Here is a 13,935-nt window from a genome sequence, read left to right as displayed (position 1 = left end):
GGACTGACGCAGCGTCACTTGGTTCCCCGACCGTGGCGCCGTTGCACCGTCGCGGTCGTGCGCCTAGCCTTGCCGGATGAGCAAGCCGGACGCCGCCACCCTTCCCCGCCCCGTCGCCGCCGCGCGCCGCAAGGCGGCGGGCGTTGCGCCGGCGCGGCGCGGCCGGCCGCCCAAGACCGAGGCCAAGGCGGCGGGCGAGACGCGCGATCTGATCCTGGATGCGGCCGAGGATCTGTTTTCCAAACACGGCTTCTACGGCGTCACCATCCGCGAGGTGGCGCGCGAGGCGGGCGTCGATACGGCCCTGGTGCATTACTATTTCGGGGCCAAGCGCGAGCTGTTCGACGCCGTCTTCCTGCGCCGGGCCGAGGTCTGGAACGACGACCGCGTCGCCGCTATCGATCGCTATGCCGAGACGGCGGGCGACGACATGACGCTGGAGGGTTTGCTGGAAGCCTTCCTGCGGCCGCCGTTCGAATGGTCGCTGAAGGGCGGGCCGGGCTGGAAACACTATTCCGCCCTGGTGGCTCAGACCAACGCCAACCCCAGCTTCGGCGGCGAGACGATGGCGCGCTATTTCGACCCGGCCATCCACCGACTGATTGAGCTGATCGCCAAGGTGCTGCCGGGCGCCAGCGAGGTCGATCTGTACTGGGGCTATCACAATCTGTCGGGCGCCCTGACCCTGACCCTGGGCGAGACCGGACGCCTGGACCGGCTGTCGAACGGGCGGGCGCGGTCGGGCGATCTGGAGACCGCCGGCGACTATATGGTCCGGTTCGCGGCGGCCGGCTTCCGCGCCGTGGCGGGAATGACCCCGCGCCAAGGCTGATCGTTCACGCCGACCGGCCGTTGCGCGCCCGGCTTTCGCCCGGCCGAAAATCATGGTTTCAAGGCGCGATCTTCCGACTGCGAAAGCCCCGATGACCTCCCCTGCCGCCGACCGCCGCCGCACCTTTTTGCGCGGTCTCATCGTCGCCGTTCTGGCAGGCGTCTTTCTGGCGGTGACCGGCGCCTTCGGCAGCGCAGGCGCGTCGCTGCCCGTACGGCTGGCCTATTGGGTGCTGGTCATGGTGCTGGGCGGGCTTTGGGGGCATCTGTGCGGCGTCGTGGTCAGCCGGTTCCTGGATTCGGACGAGCGGCCGTGGCTGAGCATCGCGGTCATGGTCGTGATCATCACCGGGCCGCTGTGCGTGCTGGTCTGGGCGGCGACGGGCCTGTTCTTCGCCCAGAGACTCTATCCGCTGGCGGTGCTGCCGGAACTGATCGTGCCCGTCGTGGTCATCACGGCGGCGGTGACGACGTTGAACGTCTTTTTGGGGCGGGCCACGCCAGTCCAGACCCATGCGGCGCCGCCCGAGACAGCGGCCCGCCCGGTGCGGTTTCTGGATCGGCTGCCGCTGAAGCTGAAAGGCGCGACGATTCGCGCGGTGCAGGCCGAGGACCATTATTTGCGCATCCACACCGACCGGGGGTCGGACCTGATCCTGATGCGGCTGTCGGACGCCGTGGATGAGCTGGAGGGGCTGGAGGGCGCCCAGACGCACCGCAGCTGGTGGGTGGCGCGCGAGGCAGTGCGCGCCGTCGAACGCGGCGACGGCCGCGCGACCCTGACGCTGGACGGCGGCCTGTCGGCGCCGGTCAGCCGCCGCTACGCTCGGATGCTGCGCGACGCCGAATGGTGGTGACGCTCTCTTTGAGCGCATGATTCACGCTTCGGACGGGGCCGCGTTGCGCCCCGATCCGAAACGATCACGCGCTAGGGCGCCGGCTGGGTCGTCAGCATCGACGCCGGCGCAGCGCAGCCGGTCAGCTCGTCGTCGCCGATCTCGACCTTGGCCGTCAGCGGATAGGTTCGGTCGCTCATGCCATCCGAACATTCGGTGGCGATCAACACGACGTTCAGCGCCTTGTTCAGATTGGTCGAACTGGCGAAGGTCGCGACCGTGCCCTGGACCGTCGCGCCATGGTTCGGCGCGCGCTGGGTCGGCTGATCGACGCGGGTGTAGATCAGGGCGTCCGGCGTGATCTCCACGCCCCAGAAGGGTTCGGTCCCGAGCGCCCGCACCGGCTGGCCCAGATCGACACCGCCCAGGGTCACGGCGGCCTGGGGCTGCGGCGCCGGTTTGGGCTTGGAATCCTCGCGGTCGTAGCAGGCGCCGAGCGAGAGGCCGGCCAGAGCGATGGCGAGCGGGGCGGCGGCGAACGGAATGAGGCGCATGACGGCTCCTTTTGGTTCGGGCGCAGGTGAGGTCCGCGCCGCCCTCGGTCAAGGGGCGCGGCTGGGTTATGCTGATCCCATGTCGATTCGCCCCACCGCATTCGAGTTCTTCGCCGGGGGCGGTCTTGCGGGGCTGGGGCTGTTCGCCGCCGGCATCGACACCGTCTTCGCCAACGACATGGACGCGGCCAAGGCGCGCGCCTTTGTGGCCAATCATCCGCATACCCCGTTTCGTCAGGGCGATGTCTGGAGCCTGACCGTCGATAATCTGCCGGGACGGCCGGACATGGCCTGGGCCTCGTCCCCCTGTCAGGACGTCAGCCTGGCGGGCGCGCGCGGCGGGCTGGAGGCTGGGCGGTCGGGCGCCTTCTGGGGCTTCTGGCGATTGATGCAGGGGCTGGCGGCCCAGGGACGCGGCCCGCGCGTGATCGTGCTGGAGAACGTCATCGGCCTGCTGACCTCAGGGCCCGGGACCGAAGTGGGGCGGGATTTCGCGGCCGTGTGCACGGCGATGGTCGAGGCGGGCTATACGGTCGGCGCGCTGGAGATGGACGCCGCCCACTGGCTGCCCCAGTCGCGCCCGCGCTTGTTCGTCGTGGCCATTCAGGGTGAAGCGCCGCGCGCGGCCGGTCCGACACAGCCCTTCCATTCAGCGCGTCTGGTGGCCGCCCACGCGCGCCTGCCCGAGGCGGTGAAGGCGGCCTGGGCCTGGTGGTCGCTGCCTGCGCCGTCGCAGCGCAATCTGGACCTGGCGGCCATGCTGGAGCCGGACGACGCCGTCACCTGGCTGGACAATGCGGACGCCATCCTGGCCCTGGCCGCGCCGCTGCACCGCGCCCGGATCGCGTCGGCCCTGGCCTCGGGACAGCGTTGCGTCGGCGCCGCCTATCGCCGGGTGCGGACCGAGAACGGCCGCAAGGTCCAACGGCTGGAAATCCGGTTCGATGGCCTGGCGGGATGTCTGAGGACGCCGGCCGGCGGCTCGTCGCGTCAATATGTGGTGGTGTGCGATCGGGGCTTGGCGCGGGTTCGGCGGCTGACCGGGCGCGAGACCGCGCGGTTGATGGGCGTGTCTGACGACTATCGGTTGCCGTCGAGCGAAAGCGCGGCGCTGAAGCTGATGGGCGATGCGGTCGCCGTCCCGGTGGTCAGGGCTTTGGCGGAGGGGCTGTTGCTGCCCGCGCTGCTGGATCGACGCGCGGCGGCCTGATCGGGCGACGGCGGCGGAACTGCACCTCGACGAAAAACAGTGCAATGCGTGCAATCTCACGTCAGCATTTTGTTTTTGTTGGAATAAACTTGGCGTCTAATTGCACCCATGCAAGAAAGTGCAATTCGCTCAGTGAAGTTGGACTCCGAAAACAGCCCAACGAGTCCAAGTCGTGCGGATGGCGATGTCAAAGACCGGGCCGGCATCATAACCCGGTCTGGGGTCGCGCGAAGGAAGATGACGATCCAGCGGACTAATGAACTGAAAAGGCCGCGTTTCTTTTCGCACAATAGGATGGGTGGGCTGTCCGAGAAGGCTTGAGGCCTCGCAGATCGTGCCTGACCCGCCGTGGACCCTCGGGAAAAGCCCGAGGGTGAAGGTCTTTTTTGCCTTAGCGCTGGACCCACTGACCCTGGGCGTTGCGGTACCATTGGCCCGAGGAGATGCGGGGCAGCAGCTGGGCCTCGAACATCCGGGCCCCGGCGACATCGGCCGAGGTGCCGGCGTCGGCGGCGCTGCGGGCGTAGGCGGCGCGGCGGCCGGAGTTGGTGGCGTCCACGGCGGCGCGCAGGCTGGCGTCCGAGGTCGGGGTGCGGAAGCCCAGGTAACCGTCGGCCTGCTCACCCACGGTGCCAGCGGCCTTGGCCTGGTCGATCTGCGCCTTCTGGGCGCTGGTCTGGGCGAGGGCGGCGCTCGCGACGCCCAGGGCCGCGAGGGCGGCGCCGATCACGAAGAGTTTGCGGAAGGTCATGTCAGCCTGTCCCTTTCAGAGAGAAGCGGGAAATCAGAAGAGGTTGGGGTTCTGCTGCAACAGCCGTTGCAGCTCCTGGTCCAGACGAACGCGCACGTCGGCGTTCAGCTTGGCGTAGATCTGGATCGGCGCGACCTCGAGACGAATGGTCGGGGCGCAGGCCGCGAGAGCGACGACGACGGCTCCAAAACCGAGGCCGGCCAGTTGGCGCTTGTGGATCATGACATGGGCTCCGGTTCGGCCGAGGGTGATGTCTCTATTAGCACGCCGTCCAATGAACGCGCGCTGAATGGTGAAGTTCAATCGGCAGGCGCCGGGACGGGCGCCGGCGTCGCCTCCTGTTGACCTTGGCGGGCGCGATTGACGGCCAGCAGGTCCGAGATCAGCTGGTTGGCGTTCAGGGTCGTGTCCAGCGTCAGATCGATCTGGGTGTTCGACGGCAACGGCAGTTTGCGGTTGAGGAACTGGCGGCTGATCAGTTCGCCGATCGTCAGCCGAAGTTCCTGGCGTTTGGGCGGGTCGTGGCGGCCGCGGATGTGGAACAGGACCGCCAGACGCCCGCCGTCCAGGCTGTTCACATCGGCGCTCAGCTGATCGAAGGACAGATTCTCCATCGCCTGATAGGCCAGGTCCTCGACGACGTTCTCCGACACCTCGCCGCCGCCGCCGCTGGCGGCGACATCGGTCAGGACGTCACGCTTGATCGACAGGCGGCCCGGCTGGACCGCCTCCAGCTTGCCGGCGGTGATCTTGAGCCCGCGCTTGGGGTCCATGATGAAGGGCAGGCGGCCCGAGACGACGGCGTCCAGCTGCACCTTGTCGTCAAAGCCGGTGTCGGCGACGATATCGCCCAACTGCACCCGGTCCAGCACGATCACGCCGCTGTAGGGCTGGGTCGCGTCCAGCGGGACGGTGAAGGGCTCGACCGAGACGGTGCCGCCGCCGGCGACGACCTGGGCCCCGTCGATCAGCACGCCGGCCTCGTTGATCGAGAAGGTCACATCCAGGGCCGTGACCGCCGTGCCGACGGCCAGGCTGTCGGCCGTCAGCTTCTGGTTCGGGGCGGTGATCAGGGGTGTCAGGCTGCTGAAGACGATGTCGCCGCGCAGTCCCTTCACGGCCCCGACCGGACTGACGAAATCCAGGCCCGGCGTGACCAGATGGCCGCTGGAGGTCGGTTCGGCGTCCTTGGTCCAGTCGAAACGCCCGTCGAAGCTGACGGCGCCTTCGACCGGCGACTGCAGGAAGTCGGCGGCGAGAGGGCTGAGCATCGCCGGCTGAAGCCCATGCTCGGCGAAGGTCACGTTTGGGGCGGTGATGACGATGCCGCCCGACCCGGTGCGACCATCGTGCGCCAGGGTCAGGCGACCGAGACCATAGGCGGCGGCCGCGCCCGTGCCCTTCAGATCGAAGGCGCCGCTCCAGCGTTCGTTGGCCAGCGTCGCAGATCCTGTGGCCGAAAGCGGTTCGAACCGTTCCGGCGTCAGGGCGTCGATGACGCGGGCGGCGGCCACATTGGCGGTCAGGCCGATGCCCGCCTTGGTCCCGTCGACGGTGACACGGCCCGAGGCGTCGGCGAACCGCATGCCGAGGAAGGGCGCCTGGGCCGACACCTGACTGAACCCGCCCGCGACGCGCCAGACGCCGTCCTTGGACGTCAACAGCGGACCGCCCTGGGGACACAGTTTGCCGGCGACCTGATGGACGTCGTTCTCGTCCAGCTCCAGCCGCTCGACGGTCAGGTCGACGCAGTCCGATGTCGCATAGGTCAGCCGGCCGGCGTTCAGGGCCAGGACGCCGCGCGTCCGGGCGTCGATGCCGCGCGCCAGGTCGAAATCCAGTCGGGCGCGACCGTCCAGCGTCGCTTCGAACCCGCCCTCGGTCAGGCGCCAGTTCGGGACCGCGACGGACATTTCCGGCAGGCCCTTGCCGCGCCTGGCGGTGAGGGTCAGCGCCCCGCCGCCCAGCCGTCCCGGCTCGGCCTGATAGGCGCCGCCCTGACCTTGAGCCACCGTCAGGACGCCGCCGTTGGCGGGCGTCAGGGTCACGGGACGCGACAGGGCGACGGTCGTGCCGGCCGCGCCCGTGGCGAAGCGGACGGCGGGCGCATTCAGGGCGAAGCGTCCCAGCGCGCGCTTCATCTCGGCCAGCTCGGCGATGTCGTCGGCGCCCACCGCGCCGAAAAGGGGCCAGGCGCCGTCCGCGGCGCGAAGCGATCCGTTCGCCGCGATCTGAATCCCGCCATCGCTGACCACGTCCAAGTCCACATCGGCGCGACCGCGCTTCAGCGCCAGGTCGCCGAAACCGAAACGGTCGAAGGTCGCGCTCAAAGGCCCAGTCGCCTCGAAGGCCGCGTCCTTGCCGCCCAAGGCCAGGTCGCGCGACGTCAACGACAGTCCGCCGATCGTCGTCTGACCCGTCCGTCCCGAACCGGCGGTCAGGGCCAGCGGCCCCTGCATGCGCCAGCGCACGGCGTCGTCGCGCGACACCGTCAGCTTGCCGCGCGTCGCCGTCGCGGCGACATCGGCGATGCGCAGGTCCGCGCCCTCGACGGCCGCCGCCTCCAGCGCGGTGGTGACTTCGCCGTCCAGCCGGAAGGTTTCGATCCAGCCGGAGACGACGCCGTCGAACCGGGCGGCGACATCGGCGCTGCGGGCGCTTAGCGTCGGGGTTCCCAGGCGATCGCCCGTCAGACGAGCGTCCAGAACCGCCCGGCCGTCGCCGCGCCGCGTCTTCAGATCCGGATAGGGCAGGTCGCCGGTCAGCGTCAGCGCCGCCCCCTGCCCTCGGGCCGCCGGTGTCGCGAAGCTGTCGGCGGCGGCCGACAGCTTGATCGCCATCCGGTCGCCGGTCGTGGTCAGATCCAGCAAGCCGGTCAGGCCCTGGGCCTGCGTCTCCCCGCTCTTCAGCGCGGCCTTCGGCAGCCTCGCCGCCAGCCGCATCAGCTTGCCGTCGTCGATCCGGGCGTCAGCCAGCAGGTCGACCGGCCCGTATTCCGTATTCAACCGCCCGCGGCCGCTCTCGACGATGACCAGGGGCCCGCGTGAGTCCGGTCGCGGCGGCCCGCCGGTGAACTCCTTGATCAGCGGGTCCAGCGAGCCGAACGACAGCTTTCCACCCTTCCAGCTGGCCCGGACGACAGGTCGAACCAGGCGGATGCGGCTGGGGGTGACGCCCAGGCCCGACTTGGACCACGGCAGGGCGACGGCGTAATCGACCTCGGCCCGCTCGACCACGACATCGGGATTGTCGGGATCGCCGATGCGGATGCGACCGACGAAGCCGTCGATCTCGATCCGCTCCACCTCGACATCGGCCGGAATCCCGCGCTGGTCCAGCCAGCCCACCAGGACATTGCGCGCCACAGCGCGGCGATTGAGGTAGATCAGAGCCGCGACGACGCCTATCAGCAGCGCCAGGATCAGAACCCCGACGGCGACAGCGCGCAGGATGCGACGGGTCTTGGCCTGCGGCTTTGGCTTGGGCTTGGACGGTGTGTCGGTCAAACGGATCGATCGCGTGATTGAAACAGCGGGCCGTCCACCTTGGTCATCCTTGTCCCCAGCACAAGATCAAAGCATGACGGTCGGTCTTCGGCGCCCGTCTCCTGCCGGTCAAGCTGGGCCAGATAACGGCGAATCGGCCGGTCGGGATCCCTGCATCGTCGAGCTTTGGCTGACGCACGTTAACCGTTTGTAACGGTCTGCTTTCCAAAATGAGACAAGCGCGGTATAGGACCGCCTTCGCGCCACGGGCGATACGGCGCGATCTTCGAGAACGAGTAAAGCTTTGGCGCCGAAGGCGTCGCAATACGACGGGGACCGATGGCTCAGTTCGACCCACGCCGCCAGCCGACGCGGCTCGCGCCGCACATGCTCACGGCGGCGGCTGCAATCTCGGTGGCGATGCTCGCTGGTCGAGCCTATCAACCCGCTCAGGCCGAAGAAGTTCCCGCCCTGACCTCGGCCCAGATGGCGGCCATGGAAGCCAAGGCCTTCGCCGCCGCCAACGCGCCCGCCGGCCTGACCGCGCCCGAGGCCGTCAACGTCCAGATCCGCCGCGGCGAAACCTTCGAGCAGGCCGTGCGCCGCACCGGCGTCGCCCCCGAAGAAGCCAGCGCCGTCGCCGCCACCGTCGCCAACGCCTTCGATCTGGCCGATCTGCGCGCCGGACTGAAGTTCGAAACCGCCATCGCCAAACCGCGCAACGGCCGGGGCGACGCCCGGCTGATCGGCCTGACCATGCGCACCGGCCCGGCGTCGCAGCTGACCGTATCGCGCAGCTTCGACGGCGCCCTGCGCCTGCGTTCGCTGGAAGAAAAAGTCACCCACGAGACCGTCGTCCTGAAGGGCGATGTCGAGCGCAGCCTGTCCGCCAGCGCGCGTGAACTGGGCGCCACCGCCTCCATCGTCCGCTCGGCCAGCCGTCTGTTCGCCACCAAGTTCGACATGCAGCGCGACATTCGCGCCTCCGACGAGTTCACCATGGTCTTCGACCGTGAAGTGACCGAGGCCGGCCGCACCGTGGACGTGGGCGACCTGATGTACGCCGAACTGCGCGGCGTGACCTTCTATCGCTTCAAGCCCGCCGGCGCGAAAGAGGCCCAGTTCTTCGATTCGAACGGCAAGAACCTGCGTTCCGCCATGATGCGCACGCCGCTGCAGAACTTCCGCCGTGTGTCCTCGGGCTTCGGTTTCCGCACCCACCCGATCTCGGGCTACAAGAAGATGCACCAGGGCATCGACTTCGCCGCCGGAACCGGCACGCCGGTCGTGGCTCCCGCTGACGGCGTGGTGGTCGAGGCGCGGCGCTGGGGCGGTTATGGCAACTGGCTGCGCATCCGCCACAACAACGGTCTGGAAAGCGGCTACGGACACCTGTCGCGTTACGGCTCGGGCATCCGCGCCGGCCAGCGGGTCAGCCAGGGTCAGATCGTCGCCTATGTCGGTTCGACCGGCGCCTCCACCGGTCCGCACCTTCACTATGAGCTGTGGCGTGGCGGACAGCGGATCAATCCCGCCGGCGTGCGCACCCAGGAAGGCACCGAACTGGCCGGCGCCGACCTGACCGCCTTCCGCGCCGAAAAGGCCCGTATCGACCGCATCATCGCCTCGGGCGGTCAAAAGCGTCCGGCCATGCAGCAGGCCTCGGCCGAAGGCCTGCGTCCCGCCCGCGGCTAAGGTTCAGCCGACCAGACGCGGGGTCGCGCGCCCCGGCGTCGGACAGGACAGGCCGTGGACCGTCACATCGGCCTCGCCCAGCTTCAGGCCCAACAGGTCCAGCACGGGATTGAGCGCGCCGTCCAGCACCGGCCCCAGCGGCTCCAGCAGCCGCCCCAGGGCCCTGGTCAGGTCGCCGAATCCCAGGCCCAGCCCGATCACGTTCACATCCACGTCCAAGCGCGCCAACAGGCTGGCGACCGCACCGCTGGCGAAGCCGCGTGAGGCCATGGTCTTGGCGCGTTGATTGTCGATGTCGCCCGCGTCGAACCTCAGTGGCCTGAAACCGGCGTCCGCCGCCTCGACATCCGCCTTTCCGGTGATGCTGACCAGGCCCAGGACCGACAGCAGTGTCGCGCGCTGGGGCGTCAGCGGGGTCTTGAAGTCGCCCAGCCTACCCTCGTCCACCACACCGATCGATGCGCGCGCCAGGCCCGGCCGCACATCGACCTCGACCGCGCGCGTCGGATCGCAGGACAGCGACTTCAGCCGCGCCTCGGACGCCGCCAGTTCGATCAGGATCGGCAGTTCGACCCGCGCCAGACCCGACAGGGATTGCGCCATCCTGGCCCGCACATAGAGCCGGGCCTGGGCCGTGCGGATGATCGGCTGGCCGTCGGCAGTCACCGTCAGCCAGGGCGAGCGATTGGGCCGTTCGCCGATCGCCAGGCTGGTCTTCAGATCGGCCAGCCCTGCCGGCACGCCTAGGTTCAGCGCGACCTGGCGATCCCCGCCCCCGACCTCCAGCATGGCCATGACCAGATCCATGGCCGACACAGACGCGTCCAGCCCTTCGCGGATCCCGTCCGGTGATCGCGCCTCCAGTCCGATCAGGTCGCCCAGCCGGACCTTCGTGCCAACCGAGGCCGAGGCCAGCTTGCCCAGCGCCCCGCCGTCCTGGCCGCCCGCCACCCGCTCCAGCACCCTCAGCGCACGGCCGGCGTCGACCTGGGTCGCCAGAAGCCGGTCGTAGTCGCCGATCTGGACGCCCAGATCGGTCGCCAGGGCGTCGGTGAACCACAGCAGATTGACGTCGAGATCGATCAGACGGCGATAGTCCATGACGCTGAGCGACACCTTGGACCCGGTCAGGCCGCCGAGCAGTTGGTTGGCCACGCCGCCGTCCAGTCGCGCCAGACGCGACCCGATCGAGACCATGGCCTTGGGCGTCGCCCCGCCCGTCGTCGCCGTGGCCCGGCGGGTGACCCGCACCTGATCGCGGCCCAGCAACACCGGCGTGAAGAACATCGGCGCCCGGCTGGTGACCTCGACCCGCGCGGCGTTCGGCTTCACGCCGCCCGTCATGAACCGGTCATTGCGCGCCTTGGCCGGATCGGGCGTATAGACGCCCAGCGCCGTCGCCACCGTGACCGAGACGTCGGGCGCGACATTGGCTTCGACCGTCGCCTGGGCCGCGCGCGAGACTGCGCCCTCGCCCTGCGCCAGGTTTCGCACCGCCGACAGCGCCGCGAGATCCGCCGCCCCCTGAACCCGGCGCGTGTGCAGGACCAGAACGCCCAGGTCGATCACCGCCGCCGTGAACAGACACAACAGACCGCCCGCGACCGCCGCGATCACCGCCACCGCCCCGCGCCGATCGGCGCCGAACCGGAGCCGCAGACAAGGCGCCCGGACGCTCATCAGTAATCGCCCACATGGATGACCGCCGAGCGCCGAATAACGGACGGCGGACGCGGCAGCATCCCGCCCAGCGCCATGATCAGGCTGTCGCTGGCGTCATAAACCACGACGACCCGCAGTCGGCCGGCGTCCTCCCTCACCTCGATGGTCGTGTGATCGGGGTTCAGCGCCACGCCCCGCACCGCCTCGCTGACCTCGCGCCGCGCCAGACCGTCGCGCTCGGCCGCGTCCAGCCCTCCGATCGCCGCCCGGGCGCCCTCGGCTTGGTCCGCGCCAAAGGCAAACGCTGGATGTTTCTGCCGCTGCCCTCAGTGCCAGAAACGGGTGACCTGACGGTTACGGCCGACATCCCGCGCATGACACGAGGCTGACATGGCCATCCTGGGGGGCAAAAGAACAACGGCGATAACAACGATCGTGATGATCGCCATCGCCCCACATGTCAGCGCGTCCGACCTGTCGAATGTGCCCACCGAAGCGGTAGTGGTTTTGCATCCGCAGGATCGCGCCTCGCGGCAGCCTCAGATCGTCGAGCTGGTCGTGCCGGTCCGTGAACGCGGCCCATTGGGGCAGGTATCTGTACTCTTGGGCCCGGACAATTTGGTGCGTGTGCGCGGCTCCGATCTCGTACCTCTGCTTTCACGCATGATAACGCCGGAGGCTGCGCAGACCTTGACCGCCACGGCCGACAGCGACGGCTTTATCACGCCGGAAGCGGCGAGTACTGTCGGCTTTGAACTGACGTTCGACACCGGCCTGCTAGACTTGGCCGTGGTGATCCCGCTGGACGCACGGCGTCGTCAAAGCCTCACTCTAGGTTTCGATTCTGAGCAGTTTTCACCACCAGTTACAGACGAGCCGGCTCCTGTGGCGGCCTATCTGAACTATCGAGCTTCGCTTGACTATCTACACAAGCCCACCGGCGCGCGAGAACAGGGGTTTCAGGCTCCGCGCTTTGACCTGGAGTTCATGGGCACGGTCGGAAAAATCGCGTTTGAGAACTATGCAACGGTCGATCCGGACGCTGACCGATCGTTTCAACGCAACGCATCGCGCTTGATCTTTGATCAACCCGAAAAAGCGCTGCGCTGGACCGCAGGCGACCTTGTGCCTGAGGGGGCGTCATTTCAGAGCGCCAGCGACATCGCGGGTGTCAGCGTGGCCCGCCTGTACAGTTTGACCGGTGGTGATCGCTTGGCCGTAACACGATCATCGCGCACTATAACCATCCGCGAACCCTCGACTGTTGAAATCCGTATTAACGGCCTGACGGCGCGCACGCTGACGCTCAGCCCAGGCACCTATGACCTGCGTGACCTTCCGCTGACGCAGGGCGCAAACGCCGTTGAGTTGGTGATAGAAGGACCTTCTGGCGCGCGCGAGATCATCAGTTTCGACTTCTTCAGCGACACCACATTGCTGGCGCCAGGGGTGGACGAATTCTACCTTTCCGCCGGCATTCGAGCGCCGCGCCAAGATGGTCGTATCGAATATCTTGAGGACGACCCCGTCGTTTCCGGGTTCTATCGCCGCGGCATTTCCGAGCAAATTACTATGGGCGGTAATATTCAGGCGACAAAGGACGCAGCCCTGATCGGCGCAGAGGCCCTGTACGGCAGCATCTGGGGGCTGACGGCCTTCGATCTTGCGGTCAGTCGGCGTGATCAAGGCGGCAGTGGTTTCGCGCTACGTGGCCAGCACAGAGCCTATCGGGAACTCCGGACATTCCCCGGCCGCGAAAGTCTGGATGTATCACTGGAGTATCGGAGCGAGAATTTCTCCTCCATTGAAAATCTCGGTCCAGCTTTGAACTACGCGTTCTTGGGAGCCGTGCGCTATTCACGCCCGCTGAACCCCAGACTGACAGCCTCCCTCGGCGTGGACTACGCGCACGGACGAGGCTCGCTGGAGAATCGCTACGGAGTTTCCGCCTTTGGCACATGGAGGACCGATTTCGACACCAATATAACTTTTGGCGCCACCTACAACTCGGCTGGCCTTCAAGGTGAAGAAACCAATTTGTTCGTCAATCTGACGCGACGATTTGGCGCGCGCTCTACTGTTTCGGCTCGAGCTGAAACTCGCAACGGCTTGATACAGGCCGGCTATTCGCGCGCACCCGAGCGTACTATCGACGACTGGGCCCTCAGCATCGATGCGTCTCGGACCAACAGCGATTTTGGGGTGAATGGATCGGCCGTCTACATCGCCAACCGAGGCGAGTTTGAGATCAACCACGCCTCCGTGTTCGACGAGAGTGGAGATGTGTCGAACCAGCAAACGTCTTTGCGAGCTTACGGCGCCTTGGCTTACGTGGGGAGACGCTTCGGAATCGGCCGACGGATCTATGATTCATTCGCTTTGGTTTCGGGCCATCGCAGTCTAGAAGGTCGGCCCGTCCTGATTAGAGGCGCTTCGGCATTGGAAGAGAGCGCTCGTTCAGGATTGCTCGGACCGGCTCTGACGCCCCTGGGTTCCTATTTCCCGCAGTCAGTGCCCTATGATGTTTCCGACCTGCCTGTAGGGTACGATCTGGGATCCGGCCTTTTCCAGCTTCAGCCTCGTCTTCACTCCGGATACTCGTTGATTGTAGGTTCAGCCTACAATGTATCGGCCTCCGGCGTGATGCTGGACGATCAAGACCGTCCGGTCAGCTTGCGCATCGCACGCGCAGTCTCGCTGGATGATCCGACCGCACCGCCGGCGGAAGTCATCACTAATCGAACAGGTCGCTTTGCAATCACAGGGCTGTCCCCTGGTCGTTGGCGCATCACTTTGGCCGGCCAGCCCGCGCTGATTGACGTGCCCCTGAGTTTTCATCCAGCGGCGACCAGAGTCCTTGGGTTAGTTACGCCTCGCAGCGTGGGGTGAGCAACAGGCCGGGCCGCGCAGC

General features: G+C 67.5%; 11 protein-coding genes. 5 read left to right on the top strand and 6 right to left on the bottom strand.

The features are described 5' to 3' along the window. Positions 1 to 76 precede the first annotated feature (76 nt). Together HF680_RS05255 and HF680_RS05250 are read left to right on the top strand one after the other, a co-directional pair. On the top strand, positions 77 to 832 hold the full coding sequence (locus tag HF680_RS05255; protein ID WP_185224345.1) for a TetR/AcrR family transcriptional regulator: 756 nt from the start codon (positions 77 to 79) through the stop codon (positions 830 to 832). A gap of 91 nt (positions 833 to 923) precedes the next feature. Beyond that, positions 924 to 1,688, top strand: a complete 765-nt coding sequence (locus HF680_RS05250) for a LytTR family DNA-binding domain-containing protein (protein ID WP_185224344.1) — start codon at positions 924 to 926, stop codon at positions 1,686 to 1,688. Between the two features lie 71 nt (positions 1,689 to 1,759). Here HF680_RS05250 and HF680_RS05245 read toward each other — a convergent pair whose 3' ends face one another. Further along, on the bottom strand, positions 1,760 to 2,221 hold the full coding sequence (locus tag HF680_RS05245; RefSeq protein WP_185224343.1) for a COG3650 family protein: 462 nt from the start codon (positions 2,219 to 2,221) through the stop codon (positions 1,760 to 1,762). 79 nt (positions 2,222 to 2,300) lie between these two features. Between HF680_RS05245 and HF680_RS05240 the strand changes: the two genes are divergently transcribed. Next, on the top strand, positions 2,301 to 3,431 hold the full coding sequence (locus HF680_RS05240; protein WP_185224342.1) for a DNA cytosine methyltransferase: 1,131 nt from the start codon (positions 2,301 to 2,303) through the stop codon (positions 3,429 to 3,431). A 391-nt stretch (positions 3,432 to 3,822) separates the two neighbouring features. Here HF680_RS05240 and HF680_RS05235 read toward each other — a convergent pair whose 3' ends face one another. From HF680_RS05235 to HF680_RS05225, 3 genes are all read right to left on the bottom strand, one after another. Continuing rightward, a complete protein-coding gene (locus HF680_RS05235; RefSeq protein ID WP_185224341.1) occupies positions 3,823 to 4,182 on the bottom strand; it encodes a DUF1318 domain-containing protein in 360 nt (119 codons plus the stop codon). A 33-nt stretch (positions 4,183 to 4,215) separates the two neighbouring features. Continuing rightward, complete coding sequence (locus HF680_RS05230; RefSeq protein WP_185224340.1) at positions 4,216 to 4,404, bottom strand: YnbE family lipoprotein; 189 nt, start codon at positions 4,402 to 4,404, stop codon at positions 4,216 to 4,218. Between the two features lie 77 nt (positions 4,405 to 4,481). Next, on the bottom strand, positions 4,482 to 7,688 hold the full coding sequence (locus tag HF680_RS05225) for an intermembrane phospholipid transport protein YdbH family protein (protein ID WP_185224339.1): 3,207 nt from the start codon (positions 7,686 to 7,688) through the stop codon (positions 4,482 to 4,484). 318 nt (positions 7,689 to 8,006) lie between these two features. Here HF680_RS05225 and HF680_RS05220 point away from each other — a divergent pair, with 318 nt between their 5' ends. Then, positions 8,007 to 9,362, top strand: coding sequence for a M23 family metallopeptidase (locus HF680_RS05220; protein ID WP_039245764.1), 1,356 nt, complete (start codon positions 8,007 to 8,009; stop codon positions 9,360 to 9,362). 3 nt (positions 9,363 to 9,365) lie between these two features. Here HF680_RS05220 and HF680_RS05215 read toward each other — a convergent pair whose 3' ends face one another. Beyond that, positions 9,366 to 11,042, bottom strand: coding sequence for a TadG family pilus assembly protein (locus tag HF680_RS05215; protein ID WP_185224338.1), 1,677 nt, complete (start codon positions 11,040 to 11,042; stop codon positions 9,366 to 9,368). Beyond that, positions 11,042 to 11,215: a hypothetical protein gene (locus tag HF680_RS05210; protein WP_185224337.1), complete on the bottom strand. Its 174-nt coding sequence runs from the start codon at positions 11,213 to 11,215 to the stop codon at positions 11,042 to 11,044. Before HF680_RS05210 ends, HF680_RS05215 begins: the two co-directional genes overlap by 1 nt. A gap of 199 nt (positions 11,216 to 11,414) precedes the next feature. Here HF680_RS05210 and HF680_RS05205 point away from each other — a divergent pair, with 199 nt between their 5' ends. Next, on the top strand, positions 11,415 to 13,913 hold the full coding sequence (locus HF680_RS05205) for a fimbria/pilus outer membrane usher protein (RefSeq protein WP_185224336.1): 2,499 nt from the start codon (positions 11,415 to 11,417) through the stop codon (positions 13,911 to 13,913). The last annotated feature ends 22 nt before the right edge of the window (positions 13,914 to 13,935 follow it).

Origin of the sequence: Brevundimonas huaxiensis, assembly GCF_014218725.1 — a bacterium.
Lineage (GTDB): Bacteria > Pseudomonadota > Alphaproteobacteria > Caulobacterales > Caulobacteraceae > Brevundimonas > Brevundimonas huaxiensis.
The sequence above is the reverse complement of the archived record's forward strand: the minus strand, read 5'-3'. Positions and strand labels throughout refer to the sequence as shown.

What these genes read in the sequence shown, in the direction of transcription:
- HF680_RS05245 (WP_185224343.1), bottom strand. Translation starts at nt 2,221, where the DNA reads ATGCGCCTCATTCCGTTCGCCGCCGCCCCGCTCGCCATCGCTCTGGCC.
- HF680_RS05215 (WP_185224338.1), bottom strand. Translation starts at nt 11,042, where the DNA reads ATGAGCGTCCGGGCGCCTTGTCTGCGGCTCCGGTTCGGCGCCGATCGG.
- HF680_RS05235 (WP_185224341.1), bottom strand. Translation starts at nt 4,182, where the DNA reads ATGACCTTCCGCAAACTCTTCGTGATCGGCGCCGCCCTCGCGGCCCTG.
- HF680_RS05250 (WP_185224344.1), top strand. Translation starts at nt 924, where the DNA reads ATGACCTCCCCTGCCGCCGACCGCCGCCGCACCTTTTTGCGCGGTCTC.
- HF680_RS05230 (WP_185224340.1), bottom strand. Translation starts at nt 4,404, where the DNA reads ATGATCCACAAGCGCCAACTGGCCGGCCTCGGTTTTGGAGCCGTCGTC.
- HF680_RS05205 (WP_185224336.1), top strand. Translation starts at nt 11,415, where the DNA reads ATGGCCATCCTGGGGGGCAAAAGAACAACGGCGATAACAACGATCGTG.
- HF680_RS05220 (WP_039245764.1), top strand. Translation starts at nt 8,007, where the DNA reads ATGGCTCAGTTCGACCCACGCCGCCAGCCGACGCGGCTCGCGCCGCAC.
- HF680_RS05255 (WP_185224345.1), top strand. Translation starts at nt 77, where the DNA reads ATGAGCAAGCCGGACGCCGCCACCCTTCCCCGCCCCGTCGCCGCCGCG.
- HF680_RS05240 (WP_185224342.1), top strand. Translation starts at nt 2,301, where the DNA reads ATGTCGATTCGCCCCACCGCATTCGAGTTCTTCGCCGGGGGCGGTCTT.